The following is a 16,122-nucleotide window of genomic DNA, read 5'->3' as shown; positions in this document are numbered from 1 at the left end:
ATTTGGAAAAACAAAGAAAAATATAAAACAAACGTATTTTAACAATAAAGGACAAGAAATTACAACGATTAACGATACTTTCCCTATAATAGAAAATGGAAAAATTAAAGGCGCTATTGAAATATCAAAAGAAATTAGTAACTTAAAACAAACGATAAAAATAAGTCCTTCTCGAAAACAAAGCACTAAATTTACCTTTGATCACATAATTGGTGATTCTGAAGCCATTCAATCAATCATTACAGAAGGAAAAAGAGTAATTCGTACATCTTCCTCCATACTTCTCGTAGGGGAAACAGGCACTGGTAAAGAACTATTTGCACAAAGCATCCATAATGAAAGTCAGCGTTCAACCAAACCCTTTATTTCACAAAACTGTGCCGCTATACCTGATACCTTAATGGAAAGCCTACTATTTGGCACAAATCGAGGTGCCTTTACAGGAGCAATAGATAAATCAGGCTTATTCGAAGAAGCGAACGGAGGAACTTTGTTATTAGATGAAATCAACTCATTAAGTCCAGCACTTCAAGCGAAGTTACTACGAGCTATACAAGAAAAAACAATACGAAGAATCGGAGGCACACACGAAAAAGAAATTGATGTTCGTATTATAGCAACTATCAATGAAGATCCTTTCGAAGCCATCGCACATAATCGATTAAGAGAAGACTTATATTACCGATTAAGCGTCGTTACTTTATGTCTTCCGCCTTTACGTGAAAGAAAAGAAGATATTCCAGATCTTGTTCAGCACTTTATTGAAAAATATAATACTCAATTTGGGCTCAATGTAACCGATGTAGATGTAAATGTAAGAGAATTTTTCTATGCATATGATTGGCCTGGAAACGTACGGGAGTTGGAACATATAATTGAAGGTTCCATGAACTTGATAGAAGATGAAACCATCATTACAGCGTTTCATATGCCTACTCGCTTTCGTGAACGAATAAAAACAGAATTCAATATGCAACATGCACTAACTAATCACAATACTCATGCACCTAAAACTTTAAAACACACAATAGAAAAAATGGAAAAGAACTACATTAATCAAATTCTTAAAGAGAATCATGGCAACATTTCACAAGCTGCAAAATTTTTAGGATTAAGTAGGCAAAACTTACAATATCGAATTAAAAAACTGCATTTACACATATGAAATAAACATGTCTCCAAGTGTAAAAATAAATTGGTAAAATATGTTATAATAAATATATAACATGCTAGAAAGGGGCTATATATATGAGTAATGATAAAAAATTAAAGTTATTACAATACTTATACTTTTTCCCTGCCATGCTCTGTATGATGTTATTCATTAATGCCGATGTAAGCAGCTCTCCTTATGCAAAGCTATTAGGAACAATTTTTGGCTCCTTTGCAGCTATTATGCTTGCTGCTTTTTGGAATTTGAAGATACGTATAAAAAACGAAAAATCTTCTTAATACTAAAAAAATCGAGCTACTTAGCCCGATTTTTTTATTTGCCATTAAAACTCAACATTCTCTAAATACAACCCACTTGCCTCAGCAAGACAATTAATTTGATTGCGCTGCTTTTCCTCTAAAATGTTTGGAATTGCTTCAGCATCTAATTGTCCTAATCCAACTTCAATTAATGCCCCGACAATTTTTCTTACCATATTATGAAGGAAGCCGTTACCACTTACTCTAATTTGTACAAACCCTGCCTCTTCCATCACATCAAGTGTATATACTTCTCGAACCATGGATTTTTTCTTTGATTTCGCATTTGAAAAAGCAGTAAAGTCATGTGAACCAACTAAATGTTTTGCAGCTGCTTTCATGCTTTTCACATTTAATTTTTTATTCACATGCATGCTGTATTTACGCATAAATGGATTTGTATGCTCTTCATTCCAAATTTTATACAGATATGTTTTTGCTTTAGAATTGTAACGAGCATGGAAACGATCATGTACTTCTTCCACATTCGTAATGCTAATATCGTTAGGTAAATATTGATTTAAATATTTTTTCACTTTATGTTCCACTAACTTCTCATCACTTTGAAAGTTAGCAACTTGATTCAAAGCATGTACACCAGTGTCTGTTCTACTACAACCGATAATTTCAATTTCTTTTCCGACCATTTCAGATATGACACTTTCGATTTTTCCTTGAATTGTATTATCGTTATTACCGAGACGTTGCCATCCTTTAAAACGTGCGCCGTCGTACTGAATCGTTAATTTATAATTATGCATAATATTCTCCTTCATAGAAAATATTCCCTCATACCATGAGGGAATATTAATAAACTTTACTTTCTAACAAGCTTCACTACATTTTCTACGTGAGCTGTATGCGGGAACATATCAACTGGTTGCACATACTCCACTTCATAGCTCTTCATTAATGCTTGTACATCACGTGCTAATGAAGAAGGATTACAAGACACGTACACAACTTGTTTCGGCTTCACTTTTAAAATTGTTTCCAGTAATTTATCATCGCAACCTGTACGTGGTGGGTCGACAACAATTACATCTGGACGCCATCCTTCTTTTACCCATTTCGGTAACCATTGTTCAGCTTTACCTGCTTCATATTTCGTATTTGTAAATCCGTGACGCTTTGCATTTTTTCTTGCATCTGCAATCGCTTCTGGAATTACATCCATACCACGTACTTCCGCTGCATCATTTGCAAGCCAAAGACCGATTGTACCAACGCCACAATACGCATCTACAATTTTCTCATCGCCTGTTAACGCAGCGGCTTTTTTTGCTTCATTATATAAAACAACGGTTTGCTCTGGATTCAACTGGAAGAACGCACGTGCTGATAATTCAAATGATAAATCACCAAGTGTTTCTTGAATTACTTCTTTTCCAGCTAATTTAAATGTTTTGTCGCCAAAAATAACAGATGTTTTACGCCAGTTTACATTTTGCATAATTGATTTAACCGCTGGCATCTGTTTTTGTACTTCTGCAATAAATTGTTCTTTATTTGGTAATTCTTCTTTTGTTGTAATAAGTGTAACTTGTACTTCACCTGTTTGAACTGCAGTACGTGTTACAATTGTGCGTACTAAACCTTTTTGTTTTTTCTCATTGTAAATAGAAACATTTAATTTTTCTAAAATACGTCTTACAACTTTTGTCGCTTCATTCGTTGCTTTATGTTGAATCATACAGTGAGCGATATCAATTAACTGATGTGAGTTTTGTTTATATAGCCCTGTAATAACCTTTTCGTCTTTACGCCCCACTTGTAATTGACTCTTATTACGATAATGCCATGGATTTTCCATGCCAAGCGTTGGACGAATTTTCTCTTCCATACTATTTTTCATGTACTTCTCAAATGCTTGTACAACGATATCACGCTTTTGATTCAATTGTTCTTTATAATCTAAATGTTGCAGCTGACAACCGCCACACTCCTCATATACTGGACACGGTGCTTTCACACGATGCGGTGAAGCTTTACGAACTTTTTTCACTTTCGCTTCAGCGAAGCCACGCTGAATTTTCGTTGTTTCTGCAACAACTTCTTCTCCTGGTAATGCCCCTGGAATGAAAACAACTTGTCTCTTAAAATAACCAACGCCTTCTCCGTTAATCCCAAGACGTTTAATTGTCACAGGAAACGTTTGACCAACTTCCAACTTACTCTCATGTTGCTTTTGTATCATTATTACACCTCTACTCTATACTTTTCCATAAATATAACGCTGCATAACTGCAGTATGGTTCACACTCTTGTTTCAATTTTTCTAAAAATGCATCATCAGGTTTATCATCTAATTGAAATATACCTTGCACTGCACGCTGAATCCCAATGTCCGCTTTCGGGAACATATTTTTCCGTCCAAGCCCAAACATTAAAAAGTTTTGCACTGTCCATGCACCAATTCCCCTAATTGGCAACAATTGTGCTGAAACTTCTTCTTCCGTCCCATTTTCTATACTCGCTAAATTTAATGTACCACTGACAATACTTCGACCTAATCCTACTATATATTCAGCCTTTCGCTGACTAAACTTCTGCTCTCTCAATTCTTCTATTGAAATATTTGCTACTATTTCCGGAGTGGGGAAAAAGAATACACCGTTCTTCTCTGTTCCATACCGTTTCACAAATTGTTCTGTTAACACAGTAGCAAATTTCAAATTTATTTGTTGGTGAATGATACAGCGAAGCAGACAAGCAAAATAATCAAATTCTAAAATAATTGGAGTATAAGCATATGTTTCAAATAGTGGACGTAATGATGTGTTTAAAAAATGATTTTGTATATCTTGAAACGGTTCATTCCAATGAAAAATGGCTCTCATTCGTTTCATGACTTTCTCCGGATTTCCTGTCTGACTAGAAATCCAAAACTGTGGATTTTGAACAGTACCAATCCCTTGTAAGCGAACAACAACCTGTTCCTCGTCGATACAAAGCGGGATATAAATAACTTTCTCATCTAATTGAATGACGTTAAGAGGATCAAAAGATAAACGTTTTAATACCTCTTCAAAATGATACGGATACTCTAACGTAACATGCTCGCTCCACATACGTTTCCCCATCCTTTTTACACATCATTATAGCATGAGAAAACCGTAAGCATACATGCTTACGGTTGATTGCCTTTTACTAAGTCATCTAGACTTTTAAAATGATACCCTTTCTCGCGCAAATCATCAATGATTTTTGCAAGTGCTTCTGCATTATCTTTTGATATTGCATGAAGTAATAAAATAGATCCTGGATGAATCATCGTCATAACATTATTATGCGCATATTGCCATCCTCTTTGCTGATCCACTTTCCAATCCAAAAATGCAAGTGACCAAAATACATTATAATAGCCCATTTCTTTCGTAAGAGCTAACGTTCTTTCACTAAATACACCGCGCGGAGGACGTACATATTTCACTTCTTTTTGCCCAGTTACTTTTTTAATTTCTTCTGTTACACTCGTTAATTCTTCACGAAGTTTCTCATCATTTACCGCTGTAAAATCAGGATGACTCCAAGAATGGTTTCCAATAATGTGTCCTTCATCCTTCATTCTTAACAATAAATCTTTTTGTGTTTTAATGTAATGTCCCGTTACAAAGAAAGTTGCTGGTACTTTTTTCTCTTTTAATACATCTAATATTTTCCCTGTGTATCCATTCTCATATCCATTATCAAATGTTAAATAAATATCTTTTTTCTTCGTATCTCCTAAATAAAACCCGCCATTTTTTTGTAGTAAATCTGTATATAACTTTCCTGCATCTGGTACTGTTTCATTTTTAGGACGCGGGATTCCCCAGTTATGTGGAGTATTTGTATAAGCCAGTGCTGAAACTGGAACAAGTGCCATCATAATTGAAAAAATGAGACCGATATATAACCATTTATATTTCATAAATAGTCTCCTTTCCATATATAATCGTACTTGTAGTTTCTGTTGCAACGCATTCTTTCATGCTGAACATGTTTTTCTATATATACCAAAAAAATGCATCTCGAATCATTCGAGATGCATTTTTTATTTACTTAAATACTGGCTCTTTAAAGCTAGCTAATTTTTCAAGTGATGTTTTATCAACATCTGCATGTAAGCTATTACCATGAGAGTCCATCGTTACAACTGCTTTAAACCCGTCGATACGTAAATGCCACATTGCTTCTGGAATACCAAATTGTAAGAAATCAACATCTTTCACTTCTTTAATACATTCAGCATAATATTGCGCTGCACCACCGATTGCGTTTAAATATACACCGCCATGTTCTTCTAAAGCCGCTAATGTTTTCGCACCCATACCGCCTTTTCCAATGACAGCGCGAATACCGAATTTCTTCATAATATCGCCTTGGTACGGTTCTTCACGAATACTTGTCGTTGGACCTGCCGCTTTAATTTGCCAATTGTCATTTTCATCTTTCACAACAACTGGACCACAGTGGTAAATAATTTGTCCATTTAAATCTACTGGACAATCATTATCCATTAAATGCTTATGGATTGCGTCACGACCTGTATACATCATGCCATTAATTGTTACAACATCACCAACGCGAAGTTCACGAATTTGCTCTTCTGTAATTGGTGCTTGTAATACAATCTCACGTTGCTCTGTTTTTTCTTGTACTTCATGCTGAAGTGTATCTTCCCCTTCTTGATATAGCCAATCCATAATGTCTCCTGTTTCAGGATGGATTTTCACACCAAGGCGACGATATGCCCAGCAATTATACGCAACAGATACATAGAAACTAGCTGGTAAACGATTATAGACGCCAATTTTACAACCAAGTAAAGTTGTTTCTCCGCCAAATCCCATCGTACCAATGCCAAGCTTGTTCGCATTTTCTAATACGTACTCTTCAAGATGTTGTAACTCTGGTACTGGATTGACATCATCTAATGTACGGAATAATTGATTTTTTGCTAATTCATAACCTGATGTGCGGTCTCCCCCGATACCAACACCAATTACACCAGCGCTACATCCTTGCCCTTGTGCTTGATATACTGCATGAAGAAGGCATTTACGAATCCCTTCTAAATCACGGCCAGCTCGTCCAAGTCCTTCTAGTTCACACGGTAAGCTATATTGAATATTTTTATTCTCACAGCCACCACCTTTTAGGATTAAACGTGCATCAATATAATCTTTTTCCCATTGTTCAAACTTAATCACCGGTGTACCTGGTCCTAAATTATTTCCACTATTATCTCCAAAAAGAGAATCAACAGAATTGGGACGAAGTTTACCATCTTTTGTCGCCCGCTCAAGCGCATTATAGATAGCTTCCTTCAACTTTAATTGATTCACACCAACTGGTGTATAAATTTTAAACGTTGGCATCCCTGTATCTTGGCAAATCGGCGAGATGTTATCATCAGCCATTTTAATATTATTTGTAATTGTGCCAAGTGCCATCGCAGAACGAGTCCCTGCATTTTCTCGCTCTTTCGCTTGTTGAATCGCACGACGAACATCTTTCGGTAAGTTCGTTGACGTTTCAACAATTAGTTGATACATGCTTTCTTGAAGCTTTTCCATTGTTACTTCCCCCTCAATTGTGAACGCTACCAAAACGTTATGAGCTGAAAATTCAATTGTTATGCTCTTTAGCTATTTATTTCACGCTATTAGAGCATAAATGAAATTTTTCACAACTTGATTATACCTCTTTTTCTATCGTCCTTCTATTACCCGAACAGAAAAAGGCTACCAAATTGGAATTGGTAGCCTTTTTAATATATTATTCGTCTTTTTTAAATTGCTCACATTTTAATTCTAATTCATCTAACATTGCAAGAAGACGATCTACATCTTCTAATTCTACTTCTTCGGGTTCAATTGTATCAATTACTTCAATGAACATATTTAAACGTTCTTTTAAATATACTAATTGTGTATCTTTATTTTGAATTGCTTTTCCCATGAAGGCACTCTCCTTTTAATTCGAGTTGCTTTTATTATACCGCAAAAACGATTGCTATGGGCATGAAATTTCATCAATTTTGTCACAGTCATCCACTATAATGTAAGCCCTCTCTCTTTTCATGCTAAAAAGTTTCACTTTATAAAAAGCACATATTCTTCTATTATAGAGAATGGACAAATTGTTATTTCAATAGTCAAAGGAGTATTTCATATGACGATATCACAAAAAATGAAGCCGATTACTCCTTCTTACGATCCATGGGAAGCGTATATGGACCTTGAAGAGTACGGCAAACTACTATTAACAAATGTTGAATTTACAACGACGACGTTATGCAATATGCGCTGTGAGCATTGCGCTGTTGGTTACACGTTACAGCCGAAAGACCCAAATCCGCTTCCGATGGATCTTTTATTAAAACGATTAGATGAGATTCCTCATTTACGTTCTTTAAGTATTACTGGCGGAGAACCTATGCTTTCAAAAAAATCCGTCGACAACTATGTAACACCACTCTTAAAATACGCCCATGAACGAGGCGTTCGCACTCAAATCAACTCTAACTTAACTATAGATTTAGCACGTTACGAACAAATTATTCCTTATTTAGACGTATTGCATATCTCTCATAACTGGGGAACAATCGATGACTTCGTTGAAGGCGGATTTGCAATGATGGAGCGTAAGCCTACTTACGAACAACGTGCAAAATTATTCGAAAGAATGATTACAAATAGTAAGGCTCTATCAGATGCAGGTGTACTTGTATCTGCCGAAACAATGTTAAACAAAAGAACTCTACCACATATTGAACATATTCACCGCCAAATCGTCGAAGAGATGGGCTGTAAACGTCATGAAGTTCATCCAATGTATCCAAGTGACTTCGCGAGTAATCTAGAGATTTTAACAAAAGCTGAAATTCGTGATGCGATTGAGCATTTACTAGAAATTCGCGATGAAAATGTATGGATGTTATTTGGAACTTTACCTTTCTATGCTTGTAGCGATGACGAGCGAGACATTGCCACATTTAAAAAGTTACAAGAGAGCAAAAATGTAACTGTTCGTAACGATCCAGATGGTCGGTCACGCTTAAATGTAAATATTTTTGATGGCAATATTATCGTTACTGATTTTGGTGATGTTCCACTTCTAGGAAACATACAAACAAACACATTACAAGAAGCGTATGAAAAATGGAGCGCTTCAAAAACAGCAAAATCATTAAGCTGTCACTGTCCTGCAGTAAAATGTCTTGGACCAAATGTTCTTGTAAAAAACAGCTACTATCCGACAGAAGATTTCTTATCAAAAACAGCAAACATTACATTATAAAAAAACGTCAGCTTATAAGCTGACGTTTTTTCATGTTATTGCGAGTGGGAAGAAGAAATGAATTTAAAATACAAATGATCATGAATTGGAATAGCAGCTCCAATTCCTTGAGAAGTAATATTTTTCACAACAAGTCTTTTTTGATTTCCCTTTAATACAAGATACACTTCTCCAAATGTTACTTTCCCTTTTTCATTTACTGCTGGTGTATAAGCGTATAAATATCCGAGTTGACTCGGACTAATATTATACACACGCTCATGTCCAGTACCATAACCAATGGTCGTTTTAAACGAAAGGGGTAATTGTACTTTTTCAAGTGCTTTGAGAAGCATCATTTTTTTCACATCTGCAGCATCTTTCATATCTGCTGTTAAATCGCCTTCAACCGTCTTTTGTGTTTCTTGCTTATAGCGAAGTGGATATAAACGGTCTCCTCCGCGATTATCATACACATTTCGATTCACTTGTTTATATTCCCAATTAATCGATGTGTCTACTGATTCATAATGTAAAGCCCATTGACCTAAATAAATTTTTGCCCGATACCCTACTGCAAGCGGCGCATTTGAAATTGTCGTTTCATTAAACATCCGAATTAAGTCTGGATTTTCAATTTTAATATTAGCCGTTTTCAATAGCTCTTGAGCAAATTTACTTGGTTGTAAACGTGGCAAATCTTGCGCATCATTTGGAAATGTATTGTCTTTTGAAATATTTAAAACAGATGAAGGCATTTTTGTTCCTACTGTTGTCTTTGCAAAACTCATGTTAGGAAATAATAAAATAAACGAGACCATAGTTGAAAGACATATGCTGTATACTCGTTTCACCTGTCTGGCTCCTTCCTATGTAGGTATATATACTACTTCGTTTATTGTTTTCTCTGAGCGCAATTGTTATGCCTATTTTTCATAATAAATAAAAACCAATTCCCATAATGACATACGCCGCTAGTAAAGTGCCACCTTCAAACCAGTTTGTATCTCCATCATTGGAAATCGCAATCGTTAAGAAAACGGCTGTAATCATAGACACAAGTTCTGGTATGGTAAATACTAAAGGCATCCTTTGCGCGAAGAACATAGATAGCAATACTAATACAGGAGCAACAAACATGGCGATTTGTAATGTAGAGCCTATTGCAATTTCGACTGCAATATTTACTTTATTTTTATAAGCCATAATAATTGCAGACGCATGTTCCGCTGCATTCCCAACAATCGCAACGATAATAACCCCTATAAATAACTCTGACCAACCAAATGACTTTGCAACAGTTTCAAAAGTATGTACGAGTGCCTCTGACACATAAGCTACTGCCAGTGTTGCTATCGCTAAAATAAGGAGCGCCTTCCCTTTTGACCACTCTGGCTCTTCTTCATGTGCTACTTCGTCACTTTTATGTTGATATACACCACGGTGCGTAACTAACTTAAATAGTAATGCAGCAAGGTACATGATAATCATAATAATAGAAACACCTATACTTAATTGATACGTCTTGCCAGCGTCCATCTTCATTGAAAAGATCTCTGGAATAACAAAGGCCACAACAACAGCAAATATTAATAAAGCTGAATTATGCCTTGCATCATATACATTAAAACTTTGTCTTTTGTATTTAAGACCTCCAACAAAGAAAGATAACCCTCCTACCAATAATAAATTTCCAAGTACAGAACCGGTTAAAGAAGCTAACACCACTTCAATTAACCCTGCTTGAAGTGCAAAAATTGAAATGATAAGTTCAACAGCATTACCGAAAGTAGCATTTAATAACCCGCCTATTCTAGGACCAGAAACAATTGCTAAACTCTCTGTTGCTCTCCCCATAAAACCAGCTAATGCGATAATCGTAATACAATACACAGCGAACATAAGTGTTTCTGGCCAATGAAGTGTTTTTCCAAGTACAGATAGTGGTACACCTATAAGTGCTACTATAAGAAATATTTTATTAAACATGCTTTTCATCCTTCCATCGTGTGTATTTCTCCTCAATATTATTATTATTCTTCTCCTAACTTGTCCGATTTCATCACAATTACGTTTAAAAAATCGACTTGAAGAAAACAGTATGAAAGATATTTAAATTATCTTTTTTAAACAGAGAAAATATAAATTAGGAAAAGAGGTAAAGAATATGCACTTAAAAGAGAAAATTGCAACTATTATCCAAGGACAACGTACCGGTGTATTATCTACAGTACGTAACGAGAAACCGCATAGTGCCTTTATGATGTTTTTCCATGAAGATTTTGTACTATATGTTGCAACAGATCGACAATCAAAAAAGATAACAGATATTGAACAAAATCCTAATGTCCATGTACTACTCGGACGAGAAGGAAAAAAATTAGATGAAGATTATATTGAAGTTGAAGGGTTAGCTTCAATCGAGGAAGACTCAACATTAAAAAACAAGTTTTGGAATAATAGCTTAAAACGTTGGTTACTCGGTCCTGAAGACCCTAATTACGTATTGATCAAAATCAATCCCGACACAATTTATTACATTGATGGTGCGGGTACGACGGAGCCTGAGTTTTTACGACTATAAAATAAAACAAGCCCCCCTTAGGTGGGCTTGTTTTGTCGAAAAGTTCTTTAAAAAAAATAATAAAATAGGTGGAACTTTCCAAAGATTCTGTTATATAATAGCAGTAACTTAAATAAACTGTATTAAAACAGATTGAGAGGAGAAATAAAATTGATGAAGAGAGAAGAACGCAAAAATATGATTGAGTTTATTGAAAAGAAAAAAGGGATTGAGCGTGACGAATTACTGTTTATGACAGACGATGAAGTAGAACATATTTATAATGTAACGTACTTTTTATATGAGGAAATTGCAGAGTAGTATAATAATCCCCACCTTATTAAAAATATAAGGTGGGGATTATTTCGTTATTTAGCCCACTATTTACAGGCAGTAAAACTCCCACCTTAAAATTCAGGTGGAGCAAGAAGTTAAGTTGAAGTCGCACTTTCTATAAAGCTCAATTGCTTCAACTTTATACATGAGAATCATTTTCATGTATAATACTGTAAGATTGGAGGAATTTTACTATGAGTTCGTGGCTCTTATTTGCACTATTATCAGCAATTGCTGCTGCCCTTGTATCTATTTTTGGAAAGTTTGGTTTAGACGGCATCGATGCAAACGTTGCAACAACAATTCGATCTATTATTATGGCATTATTTATGATAGGCGTTATTATCATACAAGGTAAATTTCAAAATATCGGCGACGTACTGCTAAATAAAAAAGCACTGCTATTTATCACATTAAGTGGGGTTGCAGGTGCTTCGTCATGGCTATTTTATTTTCTTGCCCTCAAAACAGGAAAGGTTTCACAAGTAGCTCCTGTCGATAAATTAAGCGTCGTATTTTCTATCATTCTCGCTATGATTATCCTCGGTGAAAAGTTAAACTTTATGACCGGTGTTGGTGTAGTCTTTATTACAGCTGGTGTATTATTTATTGCTTTCAGCTAAAAAAACCGCTATTAGCGGTTTTTCTTTTTCTTTATGTACAACCATACAACACATGTAACAACTGCTGAAATTAATAAAATCCATATTCCATAATGATGTAAACTATACTCAACGAAGCGCCACTTCTCGCCTAACTTCCAGCCAAGCCCAATAAAAACACTTATCCAAATGAGCGCACCACCGTAAGCGTACAAACAAAAACGCCAAAGTGTCAAATTTGATACCCCAGCAAAATATGCCGTTAAATGACGTACTCCCGGTATAAAATAACCAATCATTAAAAGAAATGGCCCATATTTTTCAAATAAAATATGTGTTTTTTCAATGTGATGTTCTTTAATTCTAATTTTCGGCCCATATTTCTTTAAAACAGGGAGCCCAAGTTTTAAACCTAATATGTAGCTTAACGTGATCCCTAACATCGCACCAGCCATCCCACTTAAAAAAGCAGCAGTTCCTGACATAACTCCTTTTGAAACATTATAACCAACAAAGGTCAATAAAAACTCGTCTGGTATCGGTAATCCGACAATACCACCAGCCAAAGCTATAACAATTCCAAAATAGCCATAATGCGCGATTAACTCGCCAATATGTTGTTCCATTCGGAAGACACATCCTATGCACGATCGTTATTCCACATTGTACCCTTTCTATCTTTAAGGCAAACATGGTATACATATTCACTATACATTGTTTTTATAATGAACTCTACTTCTATCCTTTCCTTTAACAGAGATAAAGTGAAACTTTAATCAGTGGGAGTTTTGTTCATCCTCTACTAATTATTAACCTATGCCAATCTTGCTTCTACAGACATCCCGACTCCCACATAACTTACTTACATTCAACAATTCTGAGATTAGATTCTTACTGCCCGCAAATAACCCGATAAAAAATAAAAATTCATATGCGTGTTTTTTTGTTACAATAAAGGAAAGTTACTTTTCGCAACGGTTTAACTCTCAAGAAAAATGATATATCTAGCAAAAACATAGTTTGGTCTATATAATGCAACTTCTACCTATTAAAAGAACATACACCCTTTTACATACGACATCATTTTTCTAAATTATACAGGGGGGAACGAACATGACCATTGAAAATCAATTTATTCAAAAAGTTTACTATAAAACATTTTTAACAGAAGAAACTTCTACTCCTGCATCGGAAGTACTCGGTGAAGCATATATAAATGAATCTAAAAATGAATTCTCCAACATTTCTAATATTCGATTTGCTCAAGGTGAATTTTATTATCAAAATAAAGATTTTGAAGCAGCTATATTTAAATGGGAAAAAGTAAATAATGCTCTTGCACTTTGGGCGACAAAAAATATTGCAGATGCTTATTTTGAACTAGGATTCTTACCAAAGGCAGAAGAAATTTATCAATCTATTCAAACGGAAGATACAACTCTTACGATGGAGGTTTCCTTACAACTTCTTTCTCTTTATATCGAACAAGATCGTTTAGGACTCGCTTTTAAGACGATTAGTGAAGCTGTTGCATTCCAACCGGATTATCCAAATATTACTGCAATTGCACGTTCTTTCTATGAAAAACAAGAAGATTGGAACAACGCTATCGAACTAGCTGTTCAAGAAGGTATTCGAACACAATCTTTACACTGGTTTGATACGTTAATAAATTACATAAACAAAGGATTTACAAAAAATATTAAGCCTGAATATTTCTATGAGTCTTTAAAAGCTCTATATGCTGTTGATCAAGCTCAATTTAAAGAACTTGTTATTGCTCTTTGGAATAGCTATCAACATGAATCCTTATACCTTCCTTGGATTCAAAGTATTAATCATTTATTCTTGCATATTGAAACAGACAATAATGACGATTGGAATGAAATTTCTACTCGCTATCAAGAAACATACTTTGCATTAATTACCGGAAATCATTTTATGCATGAATTAAACGGACTTGTACCAAATTTATTAACAAATTGGTTTAGTTTAACGAAAGCAAAAGATTCTCTAGTTGTCTCTGCAGCAGTGTTAGCATGGAATGAAGTCTCACCTACAACTTTAGAATCATTACTCGTAAAAAGTGCTGGATCCTTACTTTCTAATACATCAGCTGAAGCAGATGTAAATATGGAAACAGTTTCTCATTTATTCGAAACAATCGCTGTATGGGCTGAGAAAAATGATGTAGATTTAAGTCATCAATTTACGCTACTAGTCCATGAACTATGTGATTTAAATGTCACACCAATACTAATAGCTGGAACTAGTGACCATGATAAAACATCATTTGTTAATTCAATATTGGGAGAGAACATCTTAACTGAAACTTTAACAACTCCTATTCTATTTAAAGACGCTAGTCAAACTGAAATAACAGAATTTACCGAGTTAGATATAAGAAATATCCCTAACCTTGATGAATTCCATCAAATAACGGCTACATCTGCTCAGTCAGAAATTGAGAAAAAATGTATAGAAATTAAGCTACCAAGTAGGTTTTTAAGAAAAAATAAGTTTACATTTCTTCTTACACCATCCATTCAAGAGCAATTGGATAAAAACAATGCATACTTTGAATACTTACAAGCAGCAGATAGTCTTGTTTACGTATTAAATTCTTCTTCACCATTGCATAGTAAAGAAATTGATACATTAATTTATTTACGTGAACAAGTACCAAACTTACAAATTCACTTCGTATTACACACAAATAATACGACTACTAATGAAAAACTAATTAGTAAACTTAAAGTACATTTTCCAGATGCACAATTCTTCCCATACTCTCCTTCGCAAGAGAGTAGCCAGCAACTTGGAGATGTAACAGAATCTATTCTCTCTACTCTTGCAAAACGCGATATAGAAAAAGAACGTATAGAAAAGCTAATATGGTTTACACAAAAGACAATTGCTTATCTCATAAATGAACGTGTGGAATTAGAAAATACATTAGTAAAATCCGTACGCTGGAATAAACACATCTCAGTGAAACTTACCGGATTTATTAATAACCTTACTGCTCTTGAAAAAGATAAAATTCGCTCTATTACCGAATCCTATCTTTTAACGAAAGAAGAAATTACACGAGATATACATTCTCAAATTCCTGAATTATTACAGAGTTGCTCTGATCTTGTTCAAGAAGATAGTGATTTCAAACTAGTTCATGAAGAATTAAATGCTGCAATGAATGAACGTGTTCAAAAGCATGTACAACAGGTACTTCTTCCTAAATTTACTGGGTCTATTCAAGAATGGATTGAAACCGCACATAATGAATTTATTCAAGCTCAAGCTTATTTAGATGAAATGAGTGAAACGTTTAATAAATTATATAAAGAAGAACGTATGAAACTTCCTTGCGATTTCAAATTATTAGATGATTGGAATCGAGATGTTGCACGAATGACAAATCGAATTACAGTAACGAACATCAATATTTTATTACGCTTTACACCGACACAGTTTTTCTTAAAAAGTGCCGGAAAATTATTTGGTAATATGCAAAAAAACCAATCTATGCTCGCCAACAAATATAAACAATATATTGAAACAGAAGACTATACAGAAATTGCTCACACAATTTCCAAACAATTCTTCCTTCAATTTGAAGTATTTGAAGGTGCATTAGAACGTGATATCATGATGTTCTTCAAAGATCCACTTAATATATTGAAACAAAATGTAGATGCAGCTCAACTTGAGATACAGGAAGACGAGCAAACATTAGCGACGCTAAGAAGCAATCCAGAAACATATCATGATCCTTTGGCGTTATTTAAACTACAATTACTACAACATAAATTTGTTTTAAGTACTACAAAGAAACATGAAGATATCTTTGTATCAAACGAATCTCCTATTGTTTAACAAAAA

General features: G+C 34.6%; 16 protein-coding genes. 7 read left to right on the top strand and 9 right to left on the bottom strand.

The genetic code is table 11. The features are described from left to right. The coding region (locus tag ACQGS6_RS05830; protein WP_426964953.1) for a sigma-54 interaction domain-containing protein at nt 1-1,165 on the top strand (1,165 nt) is incomplete at its 5' end. Nucleotides 1,166-1,248: 83 nt separating this feature from the next. Next, the gene (locus ACQGS6_RS05825; protein ID WP_000063860.1) at nt 1,249-1,452 is read left to right on the top strand and encodes a hypothetical protein; all 204 of its coding nucleotides are present in this window, start codon (nt 1,249-1,251) and stop codon (nt 1,450-1,452) included. Nucleotides 1,453-1,496: 44 nt separating this feature from the next. On the opposite strand, the gene truA is transcribed toward ACQGS6_RS05825, so the two are convergent. From truA to ACQGS6_RS05795, 6 genes are all read right to left on the bottom strand, one after another. After that, on the bottom strand, nt 1,497-2,234 hold the full coding sequence (gene truA / locus ACQGS6_RS05820; RefSeq protein ID WP_000553122.1) for a tRNA pseudouridine(38-40) synthase TruA: 738 nt from the start codon (nt 2,232-2,234) through the stop codon (nt 1,497-1,499). Nucleotides 2,235-2,290: 56 nt separating this feature from the next. Further along, entirely contained in the window at nt 2,291-3,670 is a 1,380-nt protein-coding gene (gene rlmD, locus ACQGS6_RS05815; protein WP_000615200.1) for a 23S rRNA (uracil(1939)-C(5))-methyltransferase RlmD, read from the bottom strand. A 10-nt stretch (nt 3,671-3,680) separates the two neighbouring features. Next, nucleotides 3,681-4,544, bottom strand: coding sequence for a DNA-3-methyladenine glycosylase family protein (locus ACQGS6_RS05810; RefSeq protein ID WP_074624994.1), 864 nt, complete (start codon nt 4,542-4,544; stop codon nt 3,681-3,683). Between the two features lie 59 nt (nt 4,545-4,603). Beyond that, nucleotides 4,604-5,386, bottom strand: coding sequence for a delta-lactam-biosynthetic de-N-acetylase (gene pdaA, locus ACQGS6_RS05805; protein ID WP_000875956.1), 783 nt, complete (start codon nt 5,384-5,386; stop codon nt 4,604-4,606). Nucleotides 5,387-5,513: 127 nt separating this feature from the next. Next, the gene (gene fumA, locus ACQGS6_RS05800) at nt 5,514-7,034 is read right to left on the bottom strand and encodes a class I fumarate hydratase (protein WP_000413523.1); all 1,521 of its coding nucleotides are present in this window, start codon (nt 7,032-7,034) and stop codon (nt 5,514-5,516) included. A gap of 202 nt (nt 7,035-7,236) precedes the next feature. Further along, the gene (locus tag ACQGS6_RS05795; protein ID WP_426964952.1) at nt 7,237-7,419 is read right to left on the bottom strand and encodes an SE1561 family protein; all 183 of its coding nucleotides are present in this window, start codon (nt 7,417-7,419) and stop codon (nt 7,237-7,239) included. A 213-nt stretch (nt 7,420-7,632) separates the two neighbouring features. Here ACQGS6_RS05795 and yfkAB point away from each other — a divergent pair, with 213 nt between their 5' ends. Beyond that, nucleotides 7,633-8,760 carry a radical SAM/CxCxxxxC motif protein YfkAB gene (gene yfkAB / locus ACQGS6_RS05790; RefSeq protein ID WP_000156023.1) on the top strand — a complete coding sequence of 376 codons (1,128 nt, stop codon included), beginning with the start codon at nt 7,633-7,635 and terminating at the stop codon, nt 8,758-8,760. Between the two features lie 35 nt (nt 8,761-8,795). On the opposite strand, the gene ACQGS6_RS05785 is transcribed toward yfkAB, so the two are convergent. Together ACQGS6_RS05785 and cax are read right to left on the bottom strand one after the other, a co-directional pair. Then, on the bottom strand, nt 8,796-9,593 hold the full coding sequence (locus ACQGS6_RS05785) for a YfkD famly protein (protein WP_002102695.1): 798 nt from the start codon (nt 9,591-9,593) through the stop codon (nt 8,796-8,798). 79 nt (nt 9,594-9,672) lie between these two features. Then, nucleotides 9,673-10,728 carry a calcium/proton exchanger gene (gene cax / locus ACQGS6_RS05780; protein WP_000482139.1) on the bottom strand — a complete coding sequence of 352 codons (1,056 nt, stop codon included), beginning with the start codon at nt 10,726-10,728 and terminating at the stop codon, nt 9,673-9,675. 178 nt (nt 10,729-10,906) lie between these two features. Here cax and ACQGS6_RS05775 point away from each other — a divergent pair, with 178 nt between their 5' ends. The 3 genes from ACQGS6_RS05775 to ACQGS6_RS05765 all read left to right on the top strand — a co-directional run bounded on the left by ACQGS6_RS05775 (nt 10,907) and on the right by ACQGS6_RS05765 (nt 12,261). After that, complete coding sequence (locus tag ACQGS6_RS05775; protein WP_000550220.1) at nt 10,907-11,323, top strand: pyridoxamine 5'-phosphate oxidase family protein; 417 nt, start codon at nt 10,907-10,909, stop codon at nt 11,321-11,323. A gap of 153 nt (nt 11,324-11,476) precedes the next feature. Then, entirely contained in the window at nt 11,477-11,623 is a 147-nt protein-coding gene (locus tag ACQGS6_RS05770) for a BH0509 family protein (protein ID WP_000817786.1), read from the top strand. Between the two features lie 209 nt (nt 11,624-11,832). Then, complete coding sequence (locus ACQGS6_RS05765) at nt 11,833-12,261, top strand: EamA family transporter (RefSeq protein WP_000100296.1); 429 nt, start codon at nt 11,833-11,835, stop codon at nt 12,259-12,261. An 11-nt stretch (nt 12,262-12,272) separates the two neighbouring features. Here the strand turns inward: ACQGS6_RS05765 and ACQGS6_RS05760 are convergent, their stop codons facing one another. After that, nucleotides 12,273-12,866 carry a DedA family protein gene (locus ACQGS6_RS05760; RefSeq protein WP_000434878.1) on the bottom strand — a complete coding sequence of 198 codons (594 nt, stop codon included), beginning with the start codon at nt 12,864-12,866 and terminating at the stop codon, nt 12,273-12,275. 487 nt (nt 12,867-13,353) lie between these two features. On the opposite strand from ACQGS6_RS05760, the gene ACQGS6_RS05755 reads away from it, so the two are divergent. Next, a complete protein-coding gene (locus ACQGS6_RS05755) occupies nt 13,354-16,116 on the top strand; it encodes a tetratricopeptide repeat protein (protein ID WP_000151405.1) in 2,763 nt (920 codons plus the stop codon). Nucleotides 16,117-16,122: the final 6 nt, after the last annotated feature.

The sequence above is a fragment of the Bacillus sp. GMs2/2 genome (assembly GCF_050172095.1).
GTDB classification, from domain to species: domain Bacteria; phylum Bacillota; class Bacilli; order Bacillales; family Bacillaceae_G; genus Bacillus_A; species Bacillus_A cereus.
Note: the sequence above shows the minus strand (reverse complement) of the source record. Positions and strands in the feature narration are given on the sequence as shown.

What these genes read in the sequence shown, in the direction of transcription:
- ACQGS6_RS05825 (WP_000063860.1), top strand. Translation starts at nt 1,249, where the DNA reads ATGAGTAATGATAAAAAATTAAAGTTATTACAATACTTATACTTTTTC.
- truA (WP_000553122.1), bottom strand. Translation starts at nt 2,234, where the DNA reads ATGCATAATTATAAATTAACGATTCAGTACGACGGCGCACGTTTTAAA.
- rlmD (WP_000615200.1), bottom strand. Translation starts at nt 3,670, where the DNA reads ATGATACAAAAGCAACATGAGAGTAAGTTGGAAGTTGGTCAAACGTTT.
- ACQGS6_RS05810 (WP_074624994.1), bottom strand. Translation starts at nt 4,544, where the DNA reads ATGTGGAGCGAGCATGTTACGTTAGAGTATCCGTATCATTTTGAAGAG.
- pdaA (WP_000875956.1), bottom strand. Translation starts at nt 5,386, where the DNA reads ATGAAATATAAATGGTTATATATCGGTCTCATTTTTTCAATTATGATG.
- fumA (WP_000413523.1), bottom strand. Translation starts at nt 7,034, where the DNA reads ATGGAAAAGCTTCAAGAAAGCATGTATCAACTAATTGTTGAAACGTCA.
- ACQGS6_RS05795 (WP_426964952.1), bottom strand. Translation starts at nt 7,419, where the DNA reads ATGGGAAAAGCAATTCAAAATAAAGATACACAATTAGTATATTTAAAA.
- yfkAB (WP_000156023.1), top strand. Translation starts at nt 7,633, where the DNA reads ATGACGATATCACAAAAAATGAAGCCGATTACTCCTTCTTACGATCCA.
- cax (WP_000482139.1), bottom strand. Translation starts at nt 10,728, where the DNA reads ATGTTTAATAAAATATTTCTTATAGTAGCACTTATAGGTGTACCACTA.
- ACQGS6_RS05775 (WP_000550220.1), top strand. Translation starts at nt 10,907, where the DNA reads ATGCACTTAAAAGAGAAAATTGCAACTATTATCCAAGGACAACGTACC.
- ACQGS6_RS05770 (WP_000817786.1), top strand. Translation starts at nt 11,477, where the DNA reads ATGAAGAGAGAAGAACGCAAAAATATGATTGAGTTTATTGAAAAGAAA.
- ACQGS6_RS05765 (WP_000100296.1), top strand. Translation starts at nt 11,833, where the DNA reads ATGAGTTCGTGGCTCTTATTTGCACTATTATCAGCAATTGCTGCTGCC.
- ACQGS6_RS05760 (WP_000434878.1), bottom strand. Translation starts at nt 12,866, where the DNA reads ATGGAACAACATATTGGCGAGTTAATCGCGCATTATGGCTATTTTGGA.
- ACQGS6_RS05755 (WP_000151405.1), top strand. Translation starts at nt 13,354, where the DNA reads ATGACCATTGAAAATCAATTTATTCAAAAAGTTTACTATAAAACATTT.